Origin of the sequence: uncultured Gilvimarinus sp. (genome assembly GCF_963975215.1) — a bacterium.
Lineage (GTDB): Bacteria > Pseudomonadota > Gammaproteobacteria > Pseudomonadales > Cellvibrionaceae > Gilvimarinus.
On record NZ_CAXBFW010000020.1, the window covers coordinates 23,465 to 47,357 of the forward strand.

The window sequence follows — 23,893 nt, forward strand, 5'->3', positions numbered from 1 at the left end:
GAGGGCACCCGCAGGGCTGGATATGTGGGGGCGCGCCTTTTGAGTACTTTTCGTCGCGAAACGAAAAGTACTTCGCCACGCCCGGCGACTCGGGCATATAAACGAAAACTCGCCTTGGCGACACTCTATTTCATCCAAAAGTAAGTTAACGTCGTTAGACGTACAGCAGCCATACGACTTACAATCACCCGTCCTTCAATCTGCTTGCCCTCAGTCGCCGGGCGGGCGAATTACTTCTTGTTGTGCGACAAGAAGTAATCAATGCTGCTCCTGCGCCTCCATGCGCTCGCTGCATTAGCGCATCCATTCACGTCAAACGCACCCCGGCATCTCAGCCCTCGACAACTGCTCCTGCGTTGTTCTATTCAGCTACATCCCTGTAGCGATTCGGGTCCCCTCGCTCCGGCCAATTTTAGCGGGCCGCGTCGACACGCCCTCCATGGCGTGGCGATGCTTGCGCACGCTTCCATGCGTGCTTACCCCCTAAAATAGGCCTGCGCTCGGCTGGCTGCAGGAGATTGATAAGCGGTGCTTTGTAGCTACATCAGCCTGTCATTGAACTAAGCTAATCGCCATAAACCTGTACGGGAAAACTAAATAAGCTGCGAAAGCTCCAAGCAAAGAAAAGTACTTCGCCACGCCCAGCGACTAAGGCAACCAAACTGAAGACTAAACACGAGTAAGTCGTTTAACCTCACTACCTAAACGAAGTAACCGTAACTCAGCCGTTTAACCCAAAGCCACTGGATTCCCGCCTTCGCGGGAAAGACGGCAGTAAAGCGCCCACCGCTCCCATTAGCCCAATGTTACCGGGCTAACAAAAACTCACGAGCTACACGACAACGTCGAACAACCCGGCTTCGCCCTCGCCCACTCCGGCCGCTTTTGCGCATAGCGCTCCCACTCGGGTTGTTCGTCGTAAGGCCGGCGCAACACCTCCAGCAGCTCATCCACCGCGCCGGTATCGCCCTCTTCTACCCGCTCGACCACCTGTTGCGCCAAGTAATTGCGCAACACATATTTGGGGTTAACGGCGTTCATACGCCGTTGGCGGTCGGCGTTGGTTTCGCCGCTGTCGGCGAGGCTCTGCTGGCTGCGCTGGCGGTAATCGGCCAGCCACTGGCAGGTGGCGCTAATGACCTTGTGTGAGGGGGCTTGATAATAGGCGGTCATTAATGGCGCCAGCTGCTCGGCCTCGCTCAACTGAGCGGCTTGTGGGCTTATATCCACCTGCGCCAGCTGGCGAAAAAAGAGTGTCATGTCGGTTTCGGTCAGGGTAAGCAGCTCTAACAGCGACTCGATTAGCTCGCCATCGTCTTGCTGGTATTGAGCAAAACCCAGTTTGGCGGCCATATCCGCCGCGCGACACTGGGCAAAGGTCTCGCCGTAAACCTCCAGCGCTTCTTCCAGTGGCTTGGCCTCGCCCACCAAGGGGTAAATAGCATTGGCGAGGCGCACCAGATTCCACAGGCCAATATTGGGCTGCGCGCCGTAGCCATAACGCTTGTGCTGAGCATCAGTGGTGTTGGGCGTCCACTCGGGGTCATAGCCCTCTAGCCAGCCATAGGGGCCGTAATCGATGGTGTCGCCAATTATGGATAGGTTGTCGGTATTCATCACCCCGTGAACAAACCCCACCCGCATCCAGTGGGCAATGGTACGGGCGGTGCGGGCGGCTACTTCAGCCAACCACTCGACGTAGACCTCCGGGCCCGGCTCGCGGCCGGCCAGCAAGTCAGGAAAGTCGTTGCGCAGGGTAAAGTCGGCGAGCTGCTTAAGCACCTGGTGCTCGCCGCGGCTGGCAAAAATCTCAAATGAGCCAAAGCGCACAAACGAGCGCGCCACACGGCAGACAACGGCCCCCGGCTCGTACTCCGGGTTGCCATCGTAAAACATATCCCGCAGCACGGTATCGCCGGTGAGAGACAAGCTTAGAGCCCGGGTGGTGGGTACGCCCAAGTGGTGCATTGCCTCGCTGCACAGATACTCGCGCACCGATGAGCGCAACACAGCCAAACCATCGGCGTGGCGTGAGTAAGGGGTTAACCCCGCGCCCTTGAGCTGGAGCGTCCAATGCTGGCCCTGATGGGTAAGCTCGCCGAGGTTAATAGCCCGGCCGTCGCCCAGCTGGCCGGCCCAGTTGCCAAATTGGTGGCCGCCGTAGCACATCGCGTATGGCTCCATGCCCGCCAACTGGTGGTTGCCGGTAAGCACCCGGGCCAGGTTATCGCGCTCGGTCGCCGCCAAGTCCAACCCCAGCAGCTCGGCCACCCCGGGCGCCACCGATAACAACTGCGGCTTGCTACAGACTCTGGGAGTTACCCGTGAATAGCAGGCGCCGTGCACCTGCCGGGGCGTGTTATCGGCGCTTTCGTCTCCGGGCAGCTCGTGCACAAAGCGGTTATCGAACTCGAGCTGATCTAACCCCACCATAGTTCTGCCTCGCAAAAACGGGCATTGTAGCACCCGGCCAGTTGCGCCCCCAAAGCGGCCGTTAGAAACATGCGCCAACACACAGGATGCAAATGACAGTGAATCAGCCTTGACGCTACCGGGAACTCAACTTAATCTAGGCGGCCTTAACACTCCTCACGGTTGCCCGATTTATGACCTACTGCGTTGCCATTACCACCGATGCCGGCCTTGTCTTCTGCTCCGACTCGCGCACCAATGCCGGGGTCGATCAGGTCAGCACCTATGGCAAAATGTATCATTTTGAGGTGCCGGACGAGCGGCAATTTGTGATTTTGTCGGCCGGTAACCTGGCCACCACCCAGGCGGTGGTGTCGCAGGTCAAGCGCGATTTGCGCGATAACGCCGCCAACAGCCTAAAAACCATGCCCGACATGAGCGAGGCGGCCAGTTACTTAGGGGAAATCAGCCGGCAAGAGCAAGATCGTCACAGCACACCCGATGGCCCCAATGGCGGCGCCAGCTTTGAGGCATCGTTTATTATTGGCGGGCAAATAAGGGGCGACAAACCCCGTTTAGCGATGGTTTACCCGCAGGGCAACCACATCACCACCTCCAAAGACACGCCTTACCTGCAAATTGGCGAGAGCAAATACGGCAAACCCATTTTGGATCGTATTTTAACCGCCGGCACCTCGCTCGAGATTGCCGGGCGCTGCGCGCTGGTATCGATGGATTCGACCATGCGCAGTAACTTAACCGTGGGGCCGCCCATCGACCTTGGGGTTTACCCCGTGGACAGTTTTAGCCTGCAGCGCATGCGCTTTGAGGAAGACGACGACTATTTGCGCTCGTTAACCCGCAGTTGGAACCAGAACCTGATTGAAGCTTTTGACCGCCTGCCACCGCTGGCCGCGGACACCCCGCTCGAGCTGGATTAACCCGTACCCGAATTCCCCACCACCCGGTGAATAAAATCTAACTTGGCGTACACCGGGTCGGTAATGACAAACGGATAGGCATCGCGCATACCCATACTGCGATTCAGCGCATTAAGCTTTACAGACAACTCCAGCCAGGTATCCACCAGCTCGGCAAACGGCTTATTGAGTACGCCTCGCCCTTCGGCCGCCTCGCCTTTTAGCTGCATAACATCAAACTGACCGGCCGTTTCTAACGTGTCGATCATATGCAGATAGTGCGCCCAGGTTTCGGCCCAATCTTCTAGAGGGTGCGATTGCGCATAAGCGCTGATGTACTCGGGCATCCAGTTATTTTGCACCGCACCATAGTGTTGCTTTAACGCGCTGTTGTAGTCTTCATCGGGGTTGCCAAACAGCGCCTCAAAAGGCTCGCGCCACGCGGTAGATGCCACTAGCAGCTCGTAATAATAGTGGCCAATCTCGTGCCTAAAATGCCCCAGCAGCGTACGGTAACTTTCACCCAGCTGCTCGCGTACCCGCTCGCGGTAGGCTGTATCTGCCTCGGCCAGATTAATGGTAATCAGGCCGCTGCGGTGACCGGTAGAGACAAACGTATCGGCAAATTCGGCGTTGGTGCGGCCGTCTTCCAAAAACGCAAACTCTAGCTTTACGTTGCGGTTATTGGCCGGCGTTAGCGCCAAACCCAACCGCAAAATTGAGTAAAGCGTATGGCGTTTGGCCGACTCGAGACTAATCCAGCGCTCGACGTTAATACGATGGCTCAGGTCGGGAACAGTTTTATTCAGGCGGCAAGACACACAAAAGCGCTGGCGGCTAGCCACGGGCAGCAACCAGTTACAGGCATTGTAGTCGTAGTAGTTGCCGCAGTAGCGAAACTCTTTACCGGTGGCCTCATCGCGCAGTGTTTTATCGGCCTCTGCCACCGGGCGCAAAGACACCATGGTAAAACCCACCGAATCAAAACCCAGCAGCCGCTGACACGTTAAACACTGGGTATTACGAAAAAATACACGGGTGCCACACTGACAATGAAAATCTATCACGGGGCACTCTGCACAACGGGCAAAAACCAGGTGGCGGCAATCACTTTGTGAGTTTCGGCAACATCGGTTTGCACCGCATCGATGTACTCGTGCAAATTACCCTGATCAATTAACTCAGCAAACTGCGCCAATTTAATGCGGCGGCGCACGCCGGCCAATAAGCTTGTCGCATCTTCACTATTAGGCAACCGCGCAAAGCAATCGGCCACCTCACCCAAACAGTGCTCGACCGAGCGCGGAAAACTTTTATCCTGAAACAAAAAGGTCACCACATCCTCGGCATTAATGCGATCCTGCACATGTTGGCGGTACATCTGAAAACCACTGAGCGAGCGCAGCACACTCATCCACAAAATATTTTCAAAGGGCTCGGAGGTGTCATCGTCTTTTGCCGCCGGCTCTAAAATGCGGCGCGCCCCGACGTCCACAATACGCGAGGTCATATCGGCCCGCTCTAAATTGCGCCCCAGTTGTATAAAGCGGTAGGCATCGCTCTGGCTCATGCAGCCGGCCAACATACCGGTAAACTGCTGCACTTTTTCAATCACAGTTTCCAGTAAAACATGCCGTTCGCGGCGCGCCCCGCCCTTACTGAGGTGTTCATCCAAATACCAGTAGAGGTCATTAATTAGCTCGTACACCTCTGAGGGCATAATCTCGCGGGTTATACGGGCGTTCTCGCGAGCAAAACCGATAGAGTTTTTAATCGAACTGGGGTTGGCCGTATCCGACAACATAAAGCGCATAACCGCTCGCTCATCGGCCAGATCGGCATCCTTTTGAAAGTACTCAGTACCGCCGCTGATATCCACTAACGTACCCCAGCCGACTCTTACGCCGCGAGGTAAATCCAGCAGTAATTTGGTGTTGACGTTAACCAGCCGCGCGCTGCTCTCGCAGCGCTCCATGTATCGGCCCAACCAGTAAATTCGCTCTGCCACTCGGGATAACATTATTTGCCCTCCTCAACGACAACCCAGGTATCCTGACTACCACCACCCTGGGACGAATTAACGACGTACGAGCCTTTGCGCATCGCCACACGGGTTAAACCGCCGGCGGTTACACTGCTGGTCCGCCCCTGCAAAACAAACGGGCGCAAATCGATGTGGCGCGGCTCGGCATTTTTACTGCCAATAATTGGCGTTGTCGAGAGCGCAATAAGCGGTTGCGCAATGTAATTACGCGGTTCGGCTTTAATACGCCGGGCAAACTCTTCACGCTCTTTTTTGCTTGCCTGGGGGCCGATTAACATACCGTAGCCACCGGACTCATTGGCGGGCTTAACCACGAGCTTATCCAGGTTTTGCAGCACGTGGTCGCGCTGCGTTTTGTCGCAACACAGGTAGCTTGGCACGTTGGGCAAAATAGGATCTTCCCCCAAATAGTACTTAATCATTTGTGGCACAAAGGTATAGATAATTTTGTCATCGGCCACACCGGCGCCAGGTGCGTTGGCGATAGCCACGTTGCCTTTAAGCCAGGCACGCATCAAGCCCGGCACCCCAAGCACCGAGTCGGGGTTAAACGCTTCCGGGTCGAGAAATAAATCATCGATACGGCGGTAGATCACATCCACCCGCGACAACCCGTTAATGGTGCGCATAAAGACGTGGTCGTCCTCCACCACCAAATCGCTACCCTCCACCAGCTCGACCCCCATTTGCTGAGCCAGATACGAGTGCTCGAAGTAGGCGGAGTTATAAATACCGGGGGTTAGCACCACTATCTCGGGAAACTCGAGCGGCCTGGGAGAAATCGCGGCAAGCGTATCAAACAACTGCGCCGGGTATTCGGTTACCGGTAAAATATTGTGGTTTTCGAACAGCTCCGGAAAGACTCGCTTGGTGACTTTGCGATTTTCCAACATATAAGACACACCGGAAGGCACACGTAAATTATCTTCCAGCACATAAAACGCACCGTCGTTGTCGCGTATCAAATCGCTGCCGCAGATATGCGCCCACACCCCAAAGGCGGGCTTCATACCCACACATTCGGGGCGAAAATTGGCAGAGCCTGCAAGAATGTCCGCCGGTAAAATTTTATCTTTGACGATGTTCTGCTCGTTGTAGATATCATCAATAAAACAATTAAGCGCCTGCAACCGCTGAGTTAAACCTCGCTCGGTCACCTGCCATTCACGCTGCGGAATAATGCGCGGGATAATATCGAACGGCCAAGCCCGGTCAATATTGCCGGCCTCGGAATAGATGGTAAAAGAGATGCCCATGGTTTTGATGGCAAGCTCGGCCGAGAGTTTGCGCTCGGCGATATCGTCACCGGACAAACTCGCCAGATGCTTTGCCAGCATCCGCGCCGCCCGGCGGGGGTTGCCGGGGGTGCTGATTAACTCATCGTAAAATTCACCGCTTTGATATTCCCGCCAATCGATTTGCATTATGACTCCGTTAAACGGCTATGCCGTCACCTTGATGGCTTACTCGACCCAGTCTAGAGCTAATGCACAGCTTATACCACCTCAACAAAAACTAGGCCGGCGGATCGACCCTGCCCGTGGTGTTGCTATTAACGCGGTACCAGCCGGCCACACTGTAGCGCTCCCGCCGGGCGGGCAGTACCTCGTGGGGAAACCGCTCGCTTAAAAACACCACCAGCCGACCCGCTTCGGGGCACAGTTTCTCGACCACGGCTGCGCCTGCTTCATCGTAGAGCACCAGCTCACCACCGTCTCCTTCGGCCCAGCTGGGGTTTAGGTACAACACAGTCGAGAGCACACGGTTTGAGCGCCCCACAAAAGCATCCACATGCTTCTTGTAAAACGTACCCACCGGGTAGTACGCCAGATGACTCTCGTAATCAAATAGGCCCATAAACAAACGGCGGTTTAGCGCCAGCCGCAGAGTCTCCATAGCCGCCAAAAATGCCGCCGCCGCGGCCGAGCCGCCCTCTATCCAGCAAATACGGTCGCCGCGAATATCCAACGCGATGGCATGATCTTCTTCGCGACCAATGCCCGCCGTTTTAAACTGACAGTCTGGGTGGTCAAACTCCGCTCTAAGCGCCGTAATTAACGCCTCTCCCAAAAGGTTATCGAGCACCGCATAACCGCGCTCGACCAAAGCATCGGCTAACGCATCAAAAGTCGACTCTGGTATCGGTTTAGAAACAGGTTGGGAGTGGGCCGGATCGGGCATGGGGGAATCTCAGTAAACCGCCTGTATACGTCAGCCAGGGGACGGGCGCAAGCTTTTTTCAACCCGGCGACGATATGCTAGCCTAATACGCACTCGACCCGCCCAAGGAGACCTACCCTGTGCCATTAAGGCAGCGATTGTACCGCCATATTAACGTGCCACTGGCACAGAGCTTTCGGCAGTTTCGACTCGGCTGCATGATATTTTTTGCCGGTCTGGTGGTTATATTTGGCGCCTCGCAACTGCTTACCCCCAGCCTAACTCAGGAGGTGGTCACCCTGACAGGCTTGCTTATTACGGCACTGGGGTTTGTCATCGCAATGCTGGCACAAGTGCGTATGCTGCTGGGGCGACTTTACGCGTTCTGGCAAAAACCTAAGGATTGAGCTCATCGGGCAGTTTCTGGCGGGTATAAACGTCAAACCGACTAGCCTTGCCCTCCAAACGGTAATTCGGCTCGACATCAGCCAAGTCTGGCGCCTTGCGCGGCCTTTTAACCACCACCCGGTAGGTCGCTAATGCCCGCGCACTGCCCAGTAAATCCGCGGCATCGGTATCTGCCCCCACCACCTGATGAAACGCTTGCATCTCTTTTTTTACATCGGCCGACTTGCCCCGCGAGGGGAACATCGGGTCGAGATAAATCACATCCGGTGGTGCTACATCGGCAGGTGGCGCTTGCAGGTAATCGCGCGCGTCCATACTGGATAAACTCAAGCGCGCGACAATCTCGGCAAGCTCCGCATCCGCGTCCAATTGGGCGCGCTGTAAACCGTCGTTAAGCAGCGCCCACACCAATGGTGATCGCTCCAGCATAGCCACCTGACAACCCAGCGTTGCCAGTACAAAGGCGTCGCGCCCCAGCCCCGCGGTAGTGTCCAACACCCGCGGCTTAACACGCGCCTTAACCCCAACGGCTTTGGCAATCATCTGGCCCTTGCCGCCGCCAAACAGGCGACGGTGGTTTACGGCGCCCGATAAAAAATCGACTTTAACCGGCCCCGGCGCCTTGCGCCCGGTTTGCTGCAAGCTGACGCCATCGGCGGCAAACAGCAACACAAATTCGGGCTCGCGTAGCTCGCGCGGGTCCGCTTCGATTAGCAGCTCGCACCCAAGCGCTCGCGCGGCGCTGGCGGCCTCTGTGCGACGGCTGGAGTCATTAACGATAACAAGCGTGTTTACCATGATCTGGCCTTTACCAATAACCGCAAGCGCCACTGGGCAACCCGTAGCAATATTAGGGGTAAGCGGGCAATAAAAAGCCGCCTATTAAAGGCGGCTATAGTATCAAATCAAAAGCCGTGCGAACGACTATAAAGGCGACAACTGGATTTCGACCCGGCGATTTTGCTCGCGCCCGGCTGAGCTCGAGTTATTGGCCACGGGATAACGGGGGCCGTAACCGGTAGCGTTCATTCGGTTGTAAGCCACTTTGCGCTGGCCCAAATAATCGCGCACGCTTTGCGCCCGGCGCTCACTCAGCAGTTGGTTAAAATCATCAGAGCCGGTGGAATCTGTATGACCGCCAATGTTTACAGCGGTTTTATTAAATTCCACCAACACGGTTGCTACCGAATCCAATACATCGTGAAACTGCGGGCGAATATCGTATTTGCCGGTTTCAAAGGTAATATTGCCGGGCATAATCAGGTTGATCTGATCGCCATTGCGCTGTACCTGCACGCCGCTGCCCTGCAATTGCTGGCGCAACTCGGTTTCTTGTTTATCCATGTAGTAGCCCACACCACCGCCGATAGCGCCACCGGCCACGGCACCTGTCAGCGCACCTTTGCCGCGGTCTTTTTTACTGGACGAGGCCACACCTACCGCAGCACCCGCCACCGCACCGATAACAGCGCCAGCTGTGGAGTTAGATGTTTTGTTTTCACCGGTATAGGGGTCGGTTGTCGTACAGGCCGCCAGTGAACACACCAATGTTGCTGCTAGTAACTTTTTCATAGAGGTTTCCTTATCATCTGAGAACCAATCAGGGGTATGCTATACCATATGACGCCAAAATGACGCGCAAGTTTTCACATTTATACGGATCTGAGCATGTTTTGTTCTTCACCTAACGTAAGCCGCTACCGAGGCTACGTAGTTATAGCCACAATTGGATTGCTCTGCCTGGTTAGCGGCTGCAGCCATTACGATGTTTCAATTAACGACAACGTGGTTTATACCCCTAAACCTCTGCTGCGCGACTACCAGGTCAGCGACCCAAACCTGGCCCGCTGTATCGAGCAAACCGTTAGGGACGAGCGCATCACCCGCGCGGTGGACTTAACCCGCCTGCGCTGCACCCACGCCGGCATTGAGTCACTCGAGGGAATTGCCACATTTTACGCGTTGGTACAGCTAGATTTGGGCGACAACAGTATCGGGGATATCAAACCGTTAGAAAAGCTGGGGCGGCTAGAGGTGGCCCTATTGGGCAATAACAACATTGCCAGTGCCGAGCCGTTACTGCGCTTAATTAAGCTGGTCGAGCTGGATCTGGAGGGCAACCCCATCGCCGACTGTCGGGATGTGGCGCAGCTGGAGACGGCGGTTAAAGAAAACCGCGGCATGTTACTCGCCCCGCAAAGCTGCCACTAACCTGGAGGCCCGATCTGGCTAAAAAAGGCTAGGCGACAAACACCAGCCCGAGGGTGTTACGAAACTGACGCACCACACGCATTGTGACAGGCTCGGAGTTAATCGGGCCCACCACTTTGCGAAACAGCACTGCCACCTCAGTGCCCACAGGCGGCAGAGGCTGGTTATCTACCTTAACCTGAGCACCGCCATCCGAAATATCCATGGTAAACCCTATTAGGGTGCCAAAGGCGGGGTGGCGCATTTCCACCCGAATACTGCGGCTGGTGCGCTCGTGCTGGCGACGCTCTATCACCGGTAAACTCCTTAGATACAGTTGATTCTGGCAGACAGAACCTTAATATGCAGGGCCTTTGCTACACCGGAGCGAGCAAAAACAACCTGCGTCACTGTTATATTAGCTAATTTTGACGCCGACTCAAGCGCTGAGCTCAGCTGACTTGGGCGCCAGTGATAACCAGCCAAAGCCTTCATCCTGGCAGGCGTAAATCACCTCGGGGATATCGGCCGTCACAGGCAATAAAGTCTCGCGGGCTCGCTCAACCGAGTTATTTTTTTGGCTGATATGGGCAATCACTAAGTATTGCAGCCGGCTGCGATCGATTCGCGCCAAAAAACCTGCGGCCTGCTGGTTGCTCAAGTGCCCCCAGGGCCCGCCCACCCGATTTTTTAACGACGGGGGGTATGGCCCACCCGCCAGCATCATCGGGTCGTGGTTTGCCTCTAGCACCAGCGCATCGCAATCTTGGTATCTATCTTCCACGTGAGGCGAGACGGTGCCCAAATCGGTTAGCACCCCCAAGCGCAAGCCGCCACAGCTAAAAATAAATTGTGCGGGCTCACGCGCATCGTGGGGCACCGCAACGGGCTCGACCATTAACGCCCCCAGTGCAAAGCTCTGGTAAGCCTCAATTAAGTGGAGCTTAGGTAATGTGCCGAGATCGCGGCTGTGGTAGGTGCCTGGGGTCATGTACACAGGCAAGTTAAAGCGCCGCGCCAAAGCGGCAACGCCTTTAATGTGATCGGTATGCTCGTGAGTAACGATAATGGCACTGAGATCTGTGCCCGACTTGCCCAGCCGCTGCAGCCGGGCACTGGTTTCTTTAACGCTAAAACCGCAGTCGATCAGCAGTGCGCCGTCGGACCACTCGACCAAAGTAGCATTACCACGACTGCCACTACCGAGGGACGCCACCCGCATATAGGTTCCTTCGTTGAGCCTGGCGCCGTTAACGGCGCCGGATATTAAATAAGATTTTTACGCAGTAACGTCAGCAAGTCGCGCGACTTGCGCGGATCCAAACGCTTGCCGTAAGGGTCGCGTAAACGCACAGTGTAGTTATTGGCCTCGCCTTCGATAAACAGCAAGTAACCGGGCGCGTCGGGAAAGCTGGATTCTGCCGCACGGTTCGACAACGGCGCCTTGGCAAAAGCTTCACCTTGCGGCACCACCGTTAACAGTTGTGCCACGCTGTAGGGGCTTGTGGCCACGAGCTCTTTATCGCTCGAAAACCAACCGCTAAACCAGCTGTCGTTTTCCGGCTCGACCGGCTGATAATGCAGGTAGTAGACACCGTCGTCCGGCTGGCTGTCGTAAATGGCAAAACCGTCCTGGCGCATGGCATGGTAAAGCGTTGCGTTGGCACGCGCCTCACTTAAGCGAATTTTCATGACCGGCTCATTTTGCTCAACCACTAACGCCGACTTGGCGTCGCCACCAATCGCCTGAGCCAACAAAGAAGTGCCGCCAATGGTTTCATCGCGGGCCAGCGCTGCCGCCAGCTCATCCAATAACCACGCTTCGCGCTCGGACGAGCTAGAGGCGGCGGGCCACTGCAAATCGTCGCTTGGGCTATCGCCTTGAACACTTTGGTGAAGTACATGAATTTCACTGGTCTCGGGCTGTACCCCCTGATCGATCTGCACGCGATAGCGATCAGACGTACTCAGGTCCGACTTAAACTGCAGCCAATAGCTGTCGATTAAACCGCGCTCAATATCGGCCGTGGCGACATCGACGTTGTTTTCATTTAAGAAGGCGCGCACCCGTGGCCAGACTTCACCGGGGGAGACATTCATCAAAATCCAGCGCTCGTCGGCAAGCCGCTGAATCTTAACGTTCTCTTGCATCAGGTTGGTGGCAAGTGGCTGTGGGCGCGGCACTTCCGCACTGCCCTCTTGGGCGATATCGTCAAACTCACTCTCGGTGATCGGCGGGATTGGGTAGCGCTCACCGAGTTTTTCGCCCTGCATACCCTGAGGTACTTTTAACGGCTCAATATTGTCGGCTTTTTGATAGTCGCCCTCGCGATTGCGAAAGTACGCCTCATCGCCCCAAAAAACTCCACAGCCCGATAGCATCGCCACCAAGCCCAATACACTTACGCCCCGAAGGGAAGTTGTTTTTATCATCTTGACGTCTTCAATCTTTTAAATCAGTCCAGCTTCACGTAATGCGGTGCGAACCTGCTCGTGGTACACCTCAGACAACTCTGTCATCGGCAAGCGAATACCGGGGTTAATAATCCCCATTTCGGCCAGCGCCCACTTAACCGGGATCGGGTTGGCCTCGAGAAACATCGCGCGGTGTAGCGACATCAGTGAGTCGTTAATCGCACGGGCTTCATCGGCTTTGCCGGCAATGGCCAGCTCGCACATTTGTGCCAGCTTGCCGGGTATGACATTGGCAGTCACAGAAATATCCCCATGACCGCCCAACAACATCAATTCAACGGCGGTTTCGTCGTCGCCGGAAATAACCTTAAAGCCATCGGGAGCCGCATCAATAATGGCCTTGGCGCGTACCATATCGCCCGTCGCCTCTTTAATACCAATAATATTAGGCAGCTGTGCCAGCTCTAACACCACATCGGGCTGCATATCCACCGCCGTGCGCCCAGGTACGTTGTACAGCAGTTGCGGAATATCAACAGCCTTGGCAATGGCCTCGTGGTGTAAGTACAAGCCTCGCTGGGTCGGCTTGTTGTAGTACGGGGTCACCAATAGGCAGGCGTCGGCACCGGCCTGTTTTGCGCCCTCGGTCAGCTCGATGGCCTCCGAGGTTGAGTTGGCGCCCGTACCGGCAATAACGGGTATCTTACCAGCCACTTGGTTAACCACATGGTTTATCACCGCCAAATGCTCATCGACATTTAATGTGGCGGATTCGCCAGTGGTACCCACCGCGACAATCGCGTGAGTGCCCTGCTCCAGATGCCAGTCCAACAGCCGGGACAAGGCCGGCCAGTCAACACTGTTATCGGGGTTCATGGGGGTTACCAAAGCAACCATACTGCCTTGAATCATAGGTTCTCCAACTCAGGGGTACACACAGGCGCGCTAACGGCGCTCTAAGTTTGGGGCGGACAGATCGCCACACAAACACACTGCGATAAGCTCTGGCGACATGTTACGCACCGCCAGAGGCTCACACAAGCGTCATTTTTTAAAGTCGAGCATCCGCTGCAGGGGTTTCATGGCCCGCTCTGCCAGCCCCGGATCGACAAAAATCTCGTTGTCATCGCGCTCGAACACAGAGGCCAGATTATCCAGCGCATTAAGCGCCATCCACGGGCAATTAGCGCAACTGCGGCAAGTGGCACCGCTACCGGCCGTTGGCGCAACATGAAACACCTTATCGGGGCAGCGCTGCTGCATTTTATAAAAGATACCCTGATCTGTCGCGACGATAAACTCGCGATTGGGCAGGGTTTCGGCGGCATTAATCAACTGCGAGGTAGAGCCGACCACGTCCGCCAGCTCAACCACCGATTGCGGTGACTCGGGGTGCACCAGTACCGCCGCGTCCGGGTAGAGCGTCTTTAAGTCTTCTATGCCTTTGGCTTTAAACTCTTCGTGCACAATACACGCGCCATCCCACAGCAGCACGTCGGCACCGGTTTGCTTTTGCACATAGGCACCCAAATGCTTATCGGGGGCCCAGAGGATTTTCTCGCCCAGCTTATCCAGATGATCAACCACGTCCAGCGCAATACTGGAGGTAACTACCCAATCGGCACGGGCTTTAACCGCCGCCGAGGTATTGGCGTACACCACCACGGTGCGATCGGCGTGAGCATCACAAAACTCCGCAAACTCATCGGCGGGGCAGCCAATATCCAGCGAGCAGGTCGCCTCGAGCGTTGGCATCAGCACGCGTTTATGGGGGGTAAGGATTTTCGCCGTCTCGCCCATAAACTTGACGCCGGCCACCACCAACGTAGAGGCGCTGTGCTCTTTACCAAAGCGCGCCATCTCTAGCGAGTCTGAGACGCAGCCGCCGGTTTCTTCGGCCAGCTCCTGGATGACCGGATCGGTATAATAATGTGCGACCAGCACCGCGTTGTGCTCTACGAGCAAACGCTTGATCCGCGCTTTAAGCTCGGCTTGCTGCTCTGGGGTCAATTCCGGCTCGGAGCTAATGCCCGCCAAGTGATCCTGCACCACTTTGCGGTCTGACGCCAAAGGCGGTACGGCGGAAATAGTATCTTGGGACATATTGATTACCACGGTCACACCCGCCGGTTGCGGGTTCTAGCAAGGGCCTACGGCCTATAAAGCGCGTTATTCTAACATATATGAGAAAGGGAATACGGATGCGACAGAGCGAAAACCCAGCCAATAAAAAAGGGCCAGAGGAGATCCTCTGGCCCTTCTAATATGGTGGGTCGTACTGGATTATTCGGCTTCGCCTCACCCTGCGGGCCGTCGCCTCCGGCGACGTTATCTCGCTATCGCTCGACTCGAACCGGTTCTCATCCAAACAACCGCTGCTGCCCTGCGGGCTAAATATGGTGGGTCGTACTGGATTCGAACCAGTGACCAATTGGTTAAAAGCCAACTGCTCTACCAACTGAGCTAACGACCCAAAACTTTTACATGCAGCGCTAAAGCGCACTTTCTATCTGTCGTACTGAATTGCAAAAAACACCCAGCAGACACGCCCTTGCGGGCTAAATATGGTGGGTCGTACTGGATTCGAACCAGTGACCAATTGGTTAAAAGCCAACTGCTCTACCAACTGAGCTAACGACCCATTTTACGGCGTTTACGTGTTTTGGCAGACGGCCAAAACGTTGCTGCTATCGCCCTAAAAGAGGCGCACATAATAATGATTTGATCAGAAAAAACAAGCGGTTTTTTGCAATAGTTTAGTAATAAATGGCAATTGATCAATAACTTACCAACCTAGCTGAAAAAAACACCGGCACTAGCGATACCTGGTGGGGTCTGCCACATTCGCCGCCGCAAAACCAAGGCGACGCAACCGGCAGCTATCGCAACCACCACAGGCGCGCCCATCATCGTCGGCCTGATAACAGGACACCGTCAAACCGTAATCAACCCCCAGAGCAATGCCCTGCTGCACAATTTCCGCTTTACTCAAATCGATCAGCGGGGTGCGAATTCGCAGTTTGTGACCCTCTGTACCGGCCCGTGTAGCCAGGTTTGCCATGGTTTCATAGGCGGCTATGTAATCGGGGCGACAATCCGGGTAACCGGAGTAATCCACCGCATTAACGCCGATAAAAATATCGTCGGCCTCCAGCACCTCGGCCCAACCTAAAGCAATGGATAAAAACACGGTATTGCGTGCCGGCACATAGGTGACGGGCACCCCTTGAGTTTGCTCTTGCGGCACATCAATACTGGTGTCGGTTAAGGCCGAGCCGCCAATGGCCCCCAAATCCAGCTTAATCACCTTGTGCTCTACACTTCCCAGTGAGCGAGCAACACGCTCGGCGGCCACCAGCTCGGCACGCATTCTTTGGCCGTAATCAAAACTAATACTGTAGCATTCAAACCCTTCGGCCCGGGCAATAGCCAGCGCGGTGGTCGAATCCAAACCACCGGACGCTAACACGACTGCTTTTTTCTGGCTCATGACGTACTTTCTCAATCAATTAACAAAATTTAATGGCCCGGGCTGTCATCCCACAGCAGCTTATGCAGTTGCAACTGATAGCGCACGGGCAAATTATCGGCCACAATCCACTCGGCCAGCTCACGCTCGTCCACCTGACCGAAGCTTGGCGACATCAGCACATCGTCAACCCGCTCCGCCAGTTGCCGCTCGTCGATTTTCAGGCGCGCCCAGTCGTAATCGTCACGGGAGCAAATCACAAATTTAATTTGATCGCTCGACTTTAACGTCGCGAGATTCTCCCACAGGTTGCGGTGCGACTCACCTGAGCCCGGCGTTTTTAGGTCCATCACCTTAACGACCCGCTCATCGACAGACTCCAGGGACATAGCACCACTGGTTTCCAGTGAAACCCGATAGCCGGCATCACACAAGGCTGTCAGCAGCTCGGGGCACGTGCGCTGCGCCATAGGCTCACCGCCGGTTACACACACGTAGCGCGGCTTGTAACTGGCAACCTGCTCTAGTACAGCCGCGATACTCATCCGCTCGCCGCCGTAAAAAGCGTATTCGCTATCACAGTACTGACAACGCAACGGGCACCCCGTTAAACGCACAAATACGGTGGGCCGGCCAGAGGTATTAGACTCCCCCTGCAGCGAGTAAAAGATTTCAGTGATTTTAACGGTTGCTGCATTCATAAAGTGATCTGCTTGGCGCCGGGCGCCGGGAACTGATATTCTAAGCGGCTATGCGACAACTGCCGCAGGACCATTGATGAAACCGGCCAAATCCAAAAAGGAGCAGCGCCAAGAACTGGACGCGCAAATGCGCGAGTATCTTGAGCATGGCGGCGCCATAAACGAAGTGCCGCGAGGCATCTCGGGGCGTACTGATAACCGCCAGCCCCTACCCCATGTATTTGATAAAAAGGCCGAATCAGACACCCGTACACCGGTGTCTGAGGCGATCGCGGCCATTGAACAGCGCCGCAAACCCAAGCCCCCAGAGCGCATCGCGCAACCTAAAAAGCACAGCCGCGCTCGCAAAAAAATTATTTACGACGAGTTTGGCGAGCCGCTGCGCTGGGAGTGGGAGAGCTAGCCCGCCCCCAGTTGCAGCCAATAGCCTAGTCGATAAGACCGTAATCGTTGCGCAGAATATCAATAATCTCCTGCTTAGGATTATCGCTTAACACAATAGCCTCACCGGTAATTTTCTCGGCGATATCGCGGTAGGTCTCCGACACCTGCAGCAATGCCGCCTCGGGTAGCGCATTCTCTTTAGCCAGCGCCTGGCGCTCAGCCATACGATCTTTATTCAGCAAAATGTCTGGGTCGGGAAAGTAGTTCAGCAGCTGCTGGCGAAACGCTTCTTTTGATTTCTCGACCACTTTGCCTTCACGGTAGCTCGGGCCATCCCAAATACGCGATGAATCCGGGGTACCCACCTCGTCCATGTAAATCAGCTTTTCTTTACCGGCGGCGTCGGTGACGTACCCAAACTCAAACTTGGTATCGACGAAAATTTGATCCCGCTCGGCCAGCGCTGCACTGATTACAGCAAACCCCTCTTTTAACAGGCGCTCGTAGTATTCGATGTCATCTTTGCTTTTAAAGTTAAAGGCCTCGTAGTTGGCCTCTATATCCGCGCGGGTGATGTTTACATCATCCGCCTCAGGCACGCCGGGGATGCCACTCAAAATACCTTTGGTCGACGGCGTAATTAACAGCTCCGGCAACTTTTGATCTTTTTTCAGGCCATCGGGAAGCTCGATGCCGCAAAACTCACGGCCGCCTTTTGCGTAATCCCGCCACATAGAGCCGGTAATGTACTGGCGGCAAATCGCCTCAATCTTCACCGGGCGAGCTTTCTGCACGATCCAGACAAACGGGTGCGGAATATCCAGAATATGGCTATCGGCCAGCCCCTGCTCGCGAAACAAACGAAACCAGTGATTGGAAATCGCGTTAAGTGCCGCGCCTTTTCCCGGCACACCTTGCATGCCGCCCTCACCGTGCCAGATGCAATCGAATGCAGAGATCCGGTCACTGATAACCATAATCGCCAGCGGCGCATCGGCGGCCACATCGTAGCCTTTTTCGGCAATCAGGCGGCGGCTATCGGCGTCAGTCAGCCAGTACACACTGCGCACCTTACCGCTGTGAACCGGCTGCTTGGTGCGAATGGGTAAATCGTTATTAACGGCGAGCACTCTGTCTGCCAGACTCATAAGCAAAGCCCTTTCGCTGCGCAAATTAGGGGAGGTGAAAAAGCGGCGATATTAGCAGATTAGCGCACCGGAGGCACGCTTTTGCTGCAAACGGCACGCTGACAACACCAGCCGTTGCCCGGGTGGGCAACCGGAACAGGCGCAAGCATCTGAGCCTTAAAGCCAATCCTTCCACTTGAAGTACCACAGGGGCGCAATCGCCGATACCAGCATAATTGCGGTGCCGGTCATATAGCCCCACTCCCAGTGCAAACCGGGGATAAACTCAAAGTTCATCCCGTAAAAGCTGGCCACCACCGTGGGCGGTAAAAAGATCACCGCCGCAATCGAGAAGGTTTTAATGATTTGGTTTTGCTCGATATTGATAAAACCCTGAGTGGAGTCCATCAGGAAGTTGATCTTGTCGAACAAAAACGCCGTGTGTGACATTAGCGTATCCACATCCCGTTTAATCTCGCGGGCTGTTTCCTGCAGCTCAAAATGCTCCCGCAAATGGCGCTGCAAAAACGAGATCGAGCGCTGGGTATCCATCAAGCACAGACGAATTTTACCGTTACTATCCTCAAGCTTAGCCAGCCGATCGATCGCATCTTCCAGGTCGGCGTCGTCATCCTCCAGCACCGTGTGACTCACGTCTTCCAGCTTGCGGTGAATATCCTCCAGCACATCGGCGAGGTTCTCGACCTTTTGCTCGAACATGGTAATCAGCAAATCTTGCGGCGAGTGAGCCTGAACCTGACCGCGCCGGGCGCGCATGCGCAACAAGCGAAAATCAGCCAGCTCGCCGTCGCGCAACGTAATCAGCCGTTTATCCTGCAAGATAAAGGCAACGGTGGTCGTAGAGTGACGCCCCTCTGTGGGTGACAAGAACAACGAGTGGACGTGAATGCCGGCGTTATCCTGAAAGTAGCGCGCCGAGAACTCAATCTCCTCAACATCGTCCGACTCAGGCAACTCGGCCCGCAAAAAAGTGTTTAGCTCTTCACGCTCGTCATCCGTGGGCTCTGCCGCATCAATCCATACCGCCTCGGCCATCGCCGCCCGAACATTTTCCGGGTCGACGTTCTGGTCCCGTAATTTTGCGCCCTGAATATCGAACATTCTTAGCATGCTTCACACTCCATACGACTGACCCAATAAGTGTACTCTGTTACGCGGCTTATTTCTTACTCCGAGACTTCTTGCGACGCGGCGGATAAGGCGAGGCCTCACCCTCCGGCCGGGTCTTAAATCGTCGATGCACCCACAAATACTGCTCGGGGTGACGCTGCACGACCGACTCCACCACAGCATTAACCGCACTGGCATCAGCCACATCATCCCCGCAGGGGAAGTTCTCCAGCGGCTCTTTAAGCTCGACGTGATACACCCCCTGAGCATCGCGGTAATGCTCAAACGGCACCACAGCCGCCCGCCCCATTTGCGCCATGCGCGCCGTCGCCGTCACGGTAGCCGCCTGAATACCAAAAAACGGGGCAAACACGGTATTTTGCACACCGTAGTCCTGATCGGGTGCATACCAAATACGGTGACCTTTACGTAAATTTTTAACCAGCTGGCGCACCTCGTCGCGCGGAATGGTGACCCCCGAGTAAGTCTCGCGAGCGCGAGCCATAGCCGCCGCCAACAGCGGATTGCGATCCACCCGGTAGATCATGTCACACTCGATGTTCAGCCCCATAATCCGGCCTGCCACATCCAGCGTAGAGTAATGCCCCCCTAGCAGCAGCACGCCCCGCCCCTCGTTTTGCAGGCGGTGCAAAATATCCAGCCCTTTAAGGGTATAGCAATTTTTAAATTTTTGATCGGGGCCCCACAGGGCGATGGCCGTCTCGACAAAACTTAGCCCCACGTTACGCAAAATATCGCGCACCAGGCGCTCTTGCTCGGGCTCGGACAACTCGGGAAAACACAGCTTGACATTGACCCGCGCGATCTCGCGGCGCGAGCTGGCAAGGTGAAACAACAAGGCACCCAACCACTCGCCAAGCTTGCGCGACACCACCCACGGCAAATGCGCCACCAGCACAAACAGGCCCAGCGCCAACCAGGTAATCCAGTACCGCGGATGCCCATAACCTTTTAAACTTGTTCGCGCATCGTACGCTTCTTGCGTCATTGCCTAACCACCCTATCGCGGCTTACCCGCAACCGTTAATATAAAGCCATAATAATGTGGCGCGATTATAACAAGAGCCGTCACATCTTGTGATTAATCTATTGCAATCTGTTAGGGTATTTCAGCAAACACAGGTGCACAGTGGCGCAAGCTATAAAGGCCATAACCACTCACAACAACAGCAACGAGACCACACTTTGGACCCCAAAGCCGACAAACGACTAACCGAATTAAGCGCCAGGCTCGACAAAACTCACGCCGAGATGACCCGCAAACTCGACGAGCTATATCGCCTGCGCGAAGCATCCGAGGGCGAACAGTGGCGCGAATACGAAGCCCAGATACGCGCCCTAAAAGAGCAAGAAATCCGCCTGCTAAAATCCAAAAACACCGCCTGGATGGCACACTGGCTGCGCACTGACGGCGAGGTAGAAGTGGTTGAGGCGCCGCACCGGACACTCGGCATGATACTGATTGGAATCAGCGTGATAGGCGCCATTGGGCTTGGCTTGCTGTGGTGGTACCTACAAAGCTCGGGAAAGCTATAACGGCAACAGAGAAATGCGGGGGACAGAAAAAGAAATGGGCAGCCCCCGCAAGCGAGAACTGCCCCAACAGGAGCATGAATCAATCTGAAGAATCGGCGGGTACCGCGGCGTCAATTAACGCTTGAAGTTCACCATTCTCATACATCTCGGCTACGATATCGCAACCGCCTACCAACTCGCCCTTTACCCACAGCTGCGGATAAGTTGGCCAATTGGCGTACTGCTTCAGAGCTTCGCGAAGGTCTTGGTTTGCCAAGATATCCACGTATGCAAAGCGTTTACCGCACCCCATTACCGCCTGCGAGGTACGCTGCGAAAACCCACACTGAGGGGCATTTGGCGAGCCCTTCATGTACAAAATAACCGGGTTTTCAGAAAGCTGCTGTTTGATGGTATCCAGTACATCCATAATGCTAATCATTGCCTCATTTAGATCTGTCCGCGACACATAAAGCCCGTCGGACTGGGTGGATAGTGAAGGCCTTAAGCACCACAGCGGCTAACACCAACTGCTTCAAGCTCAGAACCTACAAAATCGAGATAAACCGAAATTTAGTACAGCCAGATAAATGTTTAAGCCGGCCATTCTACCGCAGCGCGGCATTCGATCCAAACACACCTGACGCTAATGCATCAAATCTAAGCGGCCTAGCTTTACACAAACCAAGGCTGGCAGCATCAACTTCACATCGACTAACAAGGAGGGGAAACTGATAAAGCCTGTTACAGCAAACCCACCAAACAGTGGCCTATCATAACTCAAGTCGCGGGTAAATGGGATCCCAAAGTGACAACAATTTGCCACTTTATGGCTAATTTATTGTATTTTAACTGTGTAAAATGCCACTTTATTGGGCACTCCCCCAAATCATCACCGGTGACAGCGCTACCAGCGATAACGCACACTCACCCCCACATCCAGCTGCCGACCCGGCGCCGGCTCAATGGTTCTGCCGCGACTTTGGTTAACGATTACCGAGCCGGCGTATTTTTTATCGGTCAAATTGCTAACCTTAAACCATAAAGCGATAAGACTGCGCCCCAGAGAGTGCTCCGAGCGAGCCGCCAAATCCCAGGTGAGCGCGCCGGGTACGATTTCACTGTTGTCGTCCGAGCTGGCCACATCGCCCCGATACTGAGTGGCCAGAGTTAATTGCAAAGGTACAGCATCAGCCTGCCATGCGAGCTGACTGTAAAGGTTCTCACGCGCGACCCCCGGCAAGCGCAAACCGGCGTAGGGGCCAGCACTGTACTCGGCGCTCATTAAGGTGCCACCCAGGCGCCACTGCCACTGGCTTGCCAACTGCCAACTCAACTGCCCCTCCAGCCCTTCCCGCTCGGTTTTGGCTCCGTTGCGATAGGTGGTGCGGCCACCGGCAGACTGATCCACCACCAGCTCATCGCGACTGCGCACCACAAAACCGGCAATGCTGGCGCTTAACTCGCGGGCCTCGATGCGCCAACCAAACTCGGCCTGCCGATTATGGGAGGGCTGCAAATCGTTATTCAGGCCGGTACCCTCGTTGCGATACGCCATCTCGGTCAAGGTTGGCGTCTCAAAACCCGAGCCGACGCTGGCAAACAAGCGCCAGGGGCCGTCACCGTAACTACCGCCCAGCGCCAGACTTGGCTCAGAAAACTCCAGCGAGCCCGAGTCATCGGGGTTGCCACCCCGAATAAAATAATCATTAACGTCAAACGCCACCGTGTTGTAGCGTGCCCCACCCTGCAGAGTCCAGCGCGGGTCAGGCTGCCACAGCAGCGCGGTATACACATCGCGACTTTGCACTTCGCCCACCTCGTCGCGTTTTAGTGCGCCCGGCTCGCCTCGCACGTTAACAAAGCCTTTACGTCGATCGCGCATTTGCCCCAACTCTACCCCGGCCGACAGCTCGAGCGTTGCCAGCTGGCGCGCCACACGAAAATTGGCACCGCCAAACTCGCGCTGTAAATCAATCACAGCGCCGCTGCCGTTTTCGTCATCACCGGGAAAACTTAAATACTGCTCGATCTCGCGCTCACCCATCCAGCCGGTGGCCTGCCAACTGCCCCAAGAGGTTTGCTGGCGCGCGCCGAGAGAGGCCTGAGCATGCGCTATGGATTTGCGCGGATTAAACAGCGCCGCCTCCGGGTGGACTTGCGTATCATCCTCCTGCCACTGCTGATAGGTTAAGCCCTGTGGGTCTAAGGTTTCCGGGTCACGACTTATATCGACCCGCGCGAGCAAATCCACCTCACTTTCGGTTTGGTAGTACCACTGCCCCGCCAACTGATTGCGCTCGGCACTGGAGTGGTCGCGAAAGCCATCGGTACTAAACTGGCTGAGCAACACCCGGGCACCCGCGCGCTCGCCGGCCCACTGCCCTTGCAGCTGGTAGCGCCGCTGTTTGGCATCGCCGCCGGCCAGCGTGGCCGTTAGCTCGCTCTCTTCCGGGCGAACACTGTAAAAAGCAATCGTGCCGCCGGCGGCATTGCCGTACAAGCTCGCCATGGGGCCGCGCAGCACCTCGACCCGATCAATAGCCCCAAGGGCGATACTCGAGGTCTGGCTCTGACCATCAGGCATGGTTAAAGGCACGCCATCGATGCGTAAATTAATGCCGCGCACCCCAAACGCCGAGCGCGCGCCAAAGCCACGCAAGGTGATGCGGGTATCCTGGGCAAAGTTGGCGCGGCTATCGGCCTGCACCCCGGGCAAGCCGGCCAACAGCTCGGCACTGTCAAAACGAAACCCCGGCATTTGCTCACTCACAGCCACCACATCAACAGCGGCTGCGGCATCGTACCAGCGCCCGGGCTCGCGATTAGCCGTTACCACCACCGTCTCTTGCAGCCTACTCGCGGGTTCGGCACCAGTATCAACGGCAAATACCGAGGGGCAAATACCGGCCAGTAACAGCACAAAAAAACAACCGGCTTTACGGGGGTCATCGCAAATCATTAAATCGTCCAAGCTTTTCACATTAGATAAACAA

The 23,893-nt window shown here is 55.5% G+C and carries 24 protein-coding genes, 2 tRNA genes and 1 other RNA gene; 5 read left to right on the top strand and 22 right to left on the bottom strand.

The features are described from left to right. Window positions 1-825: 825 nt before the first annotated feature. Entirely contained in the window at window positions 826-2,433 is a 1,608-nt protein-coding gene (locus AAC019_RS12815; RefSeq protein WP_339899369.1) for a YdiU family protein, read from the bottom strand. A gap of 173 nt (window positions 2,434-2,606) precedes the next feature. Here AAC019_RS12815 and AAC019_RS12820 point away from each other — a divergent pair, with 173 nt between their 5' ends. After that, the gene (locus AAC019_RS12820; RefSeq protein ID WP_339899370.1) at window positions 2,607-3,353 is read left to right on the top strand and encodes a proteasome-type protease; all 747 of its coding nucleotides are present in this window, start codon (window positions 2,607-2,609) and stop codon (window positions 3,351-3,353) included. Here the strand turns inward: AAC019_RS12820 and AAC019_RS12825 are convergent. The 4 genes from AAC019_RS12825 to AAC019_RS12840 form a co-directional block, all read right to left on the bottom strand. Beyond that, window positions 3,350-4,399: a putative zinc-binding metallopeptidase gene (locus tag AAC019_RS12825; RefSeq protein WP_339899371.1), complete on the bottom strand. Its 1,050-nt coding sequence runs from the start codon at window positions 4,397-4,399 to the stop codon at window positions 3,350-3,352. The genes AAC019_RS12820 and AAC019_RS12825 overlap by 4 nt on opposite strands. Next, window positions 4,396-5,352 (bottom strand): alpha-E domain-containing protein, encoded by a 957-nt coding sequence (locus AAC019_RS12830; RefSeq protein ID WP_339899372.1) that lies wholly within the window; start codon window positions 5,350-5,352, stop codon window positions 4,396-4,398. The genes AAC019_RS12825 and AAC019_RS12830 overlap by 4 nt, the downstream gene beginning before the upstream one ends. After that, window positions 5,352-6,800, bottom strand: coding sequence for a circularly permuted type 2 ATP-grasp protein (locus AAC019_RS12835; protein ID WP_339899373.1), 1,449 nt, complete (start codon window positions 6,798-6,800; stop codon window positions 5,352-5,354). Before AAC019_RS12835 ends, AAC019_RS12830 begins: the two co-directional genes overlap by 1 nt. 91 nt (window positions 6,801-6,891) lie before the next feature. Continuing rightward, window positions 6,892-7,557 carry a 2OG-Fe(II) oxygenase gene (locus AAC019_RS12840; protein ID WP_339899374.1) on the bottom strand — a complete coding sequence of 222 codons (666 nt, stop codon included), beginning with the start codon at window positions 7,555-7,557 and terminating at the stop codon, window positions 6,892-6,894. Window positions 7,558-7,676: 119 nt separating this feature from the next. Between AAC019_RS12840 and AAC019_RS12845 the strand changes: the two genes are divergently transcribed. Beyond that, complete coding sequence (locus AAC019_RS12845; protein ID WP_339899375.1) at window positions 7,677-7,943, top strand: hypothetical protein; 267 nt, start codon at window positions 7,677-7,679, stop codon at window positions 7,941-7,943. Here AAC019_RS12845 and AAC019_RS12850 read toward each other — a convergent pair. Beyond that, entirely contained in the window at window positions 7,933-8,742 is an 810-nt protein-coding gene (locus tag AAC019_RS12850; protein ID WP_339899376.1) for a class I SAM-dependent methyltransferase, read from the bottom strand. The genes AAC019_RS12845 and AAC019_RS12850 overlap by 11 nt on opposite strands. A gap of 126 nt (window positions 8,743-8,868) precedes the next feature. Beyond that, a complete protein-coding gene (locus AAC019_RS12855) occupies window positions 8,869-9,516 on the bottom strand; it encodes an OmpA family protein (protein ID WP_339899377.1) in 648 nt (215 codons plus the stop codon). Between the two features lie 96 nt (window positions 9,517-9,612). Here AAC019_RS12855 and AAC019_RS12860 point away from each other — a divergent pair, with 96 nt between their 5' ends. After that, a complete protein-coding gene (locus AAC019_RS12860; protein WP_339899378.1) occupies window positions 9,613-10,155 on the top strand; it encodes a leucine-rich repeat domain-containing protein in 543 nt (180 codons plus the stop codon). A 28-nt stretch (window positions 10,156-10,183) separates the two neighbouring features. On the opposite strand, the gene AAC019_RS12865 is transcribed toward AAC019_RS12860, so the two are convergent. The 10 genes from AAC019_RS12865 to queE form a co-directional block, all read right to left on the bottom strand. Next, window positions 10,184-10,450, bottom strand: coding sequence for a PilZ domain-containing protein (locus AAC019_RS12865; RefSeq protein WP_339899379.1), 267 nt, complete (start codon window positions 10,448-10,450; stop codon window positions 10,184-10,186). Window positions 10,451-10,573: 123 nt separating this feature from the next. Next, complete coding sequence (locus AAC019_RS12870; RefSeq protein ID WP_339899381.1) at window positions 10,574-11,356, bottom strand: MBL fold metallo-hydrolase; 783 nt, start codon at window positions 11,354-11,356, stop codon at window positions 10,574-10,576. 44 nt (window positions 11,357-11,400) lie between these two features. Then, complete coding sequence (gene bamC, locus AAC019_RS12875) at window positions 11,401-12,567, bottom strand: outer membrane protein assembly factor BamC (RefSeq protein ID WP_339899382.1); 1,167 nt, start codon at window positions 12,565-12,567, stop codon at window positions 11,401-11,403. Window positions 12,568-12,585: 18 nt separating this feature from the next. After that, entirely contained in the window at window positions 12,586-13,461 is an 876-nt protein-coding gene (gene dapA, locus AAC019_RS12880; RefSeq protein WP_339899383.1) for a 4-hydroxy-tetrahydrodipicolinate synthase, read from the bottom strand. 132 nt (window positions 13,462-13,593) lie between these two features. Continuing rightward, window positions 13,594-14,652, bottom strand: coding sequence for a quinolinate synthase NadA (gene nadA / locus AAC019_RS12885; protein ID WP_339899384.1), 1,059 nt, complete (start codon window positions 14,650-14,652; stop codon window positions 13,594-13,596). Window positions 14,653-14,815: 163 nt separating this feature from the next. After that, window positions 14,816-14,933, bottom strand: a non-coding RNA gene (locus AAC019_RS12890) — RtT sRNA. 13 nt (window positions 14,934-14,946) lie between these two features. Beyond that, window positions 14,947-15,022: transfer RNA gene (locus AAC019_RS12895), tRNA-Lys, on the bottom strand. Between the two features lie 92 nt (window positions 15,023-15,114). After that, window positions 15,115-15,190: transfer RNA gene (locus AAC019_RS12900), tRNA-Lys, on the bottom strand. A gap of 174 nt (window positions 15,191-15,364) precedes the next feature. After that, window positions 15,365-16,039: a 7-cyano-7-deazaguanine synthase QueC gene (queC, locus tag AAC019_RS12905; RefSeq protein ID WP_339899385.1), complete on the bottom strand. Its 675-nt coding sequence runs from the start codon at window positions 16,037-16,039 to the stop codon at window positions 15,365-15,367. A 29-nt stretch (window positions 16,040-16,068) separates the two neighbouring features. Beyond that, complete coding sequence (gene queE, locus AAC019_RS12910) at window positions 16,069-16,719, bottom strand: 7-carboxy-7-deazaguanine synthase QueE (RefSeq protein ID WP_339899386.1); 651 nt, start codon at window positions 16,717-16,719, stop codon at window positions 16,069-16,071. 76 nt (window positions 16,720-16,795) lie between these two features. On the opposite strand from queE, the gene AAC019_RS12915 reads away from it, so the two are divergent. Next, window positions 16,796-17,122, top strand: coding sequence for a hypothetical protein (locus tag AAC019_RS12915; RefSeq protein WP_339899387.1), 327 nt, complete (start codon window positions 16,796-16,798; stop codon window positions 17,120-17,122). 25 nt (window positions 17,123-17,147) lie between these two features. Here AAC019_RS12915 and AAC019_RS12920 read toward each other — a convergent pair whose 3' ends face one another. The 3 genes from AAC019_RS12920 to lpxL all read right to left on the bottom strand — a co-directional run bounded on the left by AAC019_RS12920 (window position 17,148) and on the right by lpxL (window position 20,370). Next, window positions 17,148-18,251, bottom strand: coding sequence for a phosphoribosylaminoimidazolesuccinocarboxamide synthase (locus AAC019_RS12920; RefSeq protein ID WP_339899389.1), 1,104 nt, complete (start codon window positions 18,249-18,251; stop codon window positions 17,148-17,150). 156 nt (window positions 18,252-18,407) lie between these two features. Beyond that, a complete protein-coding gene (gene corA, locus AAC019_RS12925) occupies window positions 18,408-19,361 on the bottom strand; it encodes a magnesium/cobalt transporter CorA (RefSeq protein WP_339899390.1) in 954 nt (317 codons plus the stop codon). 49 nt (window positions 19,362-19,410) lie between these two features. Beyond that, on the bottom strand, window positions 19,411-20,370 hold the full coding sequence (gene lpxL, locus AAC019_RS12930) for an LpxL/LpxP family Kdo(2)-lipid IV(A) lauroyl/palmitoleoyl acyltransferase (RefSeq protein WP_339899391.1): 960 nt from the start codon (window positions 20,368-20,370) through the stop codon (window positions 19,411-19,413). Between the two features lie 197 nt (window positions 20,371-20,567). Between lpxL and AAC019_RS12935 the strand changes: the two genes are divergently transcribed. After that, on the top strand, window positions 20,568-20,918 hold the full coding sequence (locus AAC019_RS12935) for a hypothetical protein (RefSeq protein WP_339899392.1): 351 nt from the start codon (window positions 20,568-20,570) through the stop codon (window positions 20,916-20,918). Window positions 20,919-20,997: 79 nt separating this feature from the next. Here the strand turns inward: AAC019_RS12935 and grxD are convergent, their stop codons facing one another. Next, the gene (gene grxD, locus AAC019_RS12940; protein WP_339899393.1) at window positions 20,998-21,327 is read right to left on the bottom strand and encodes a Grx4 family monothiol glutaredoxin; all 330 of its coding nucleotides are present in this window, start codon (window positions 21,325-21,327) and stop codon (window positions 20,998-21,000) included. Between the two features lie 477 nt (window positions 21,328-21,804). Further along, window positions 21,805-23,871 (bottom strand): TonB-dependent receptor, encoded by a 2,067-nt coding sequence (locus tag AAC019_RS12945; protein ID WP_339899394.1) that lies wholly within the window; start codon window positions 23,869-23,871, stop codon window positions 21,805-21,807. Between the last annotated feature and the right edge of the window lie 22 nt (window positions 23,872-23,893).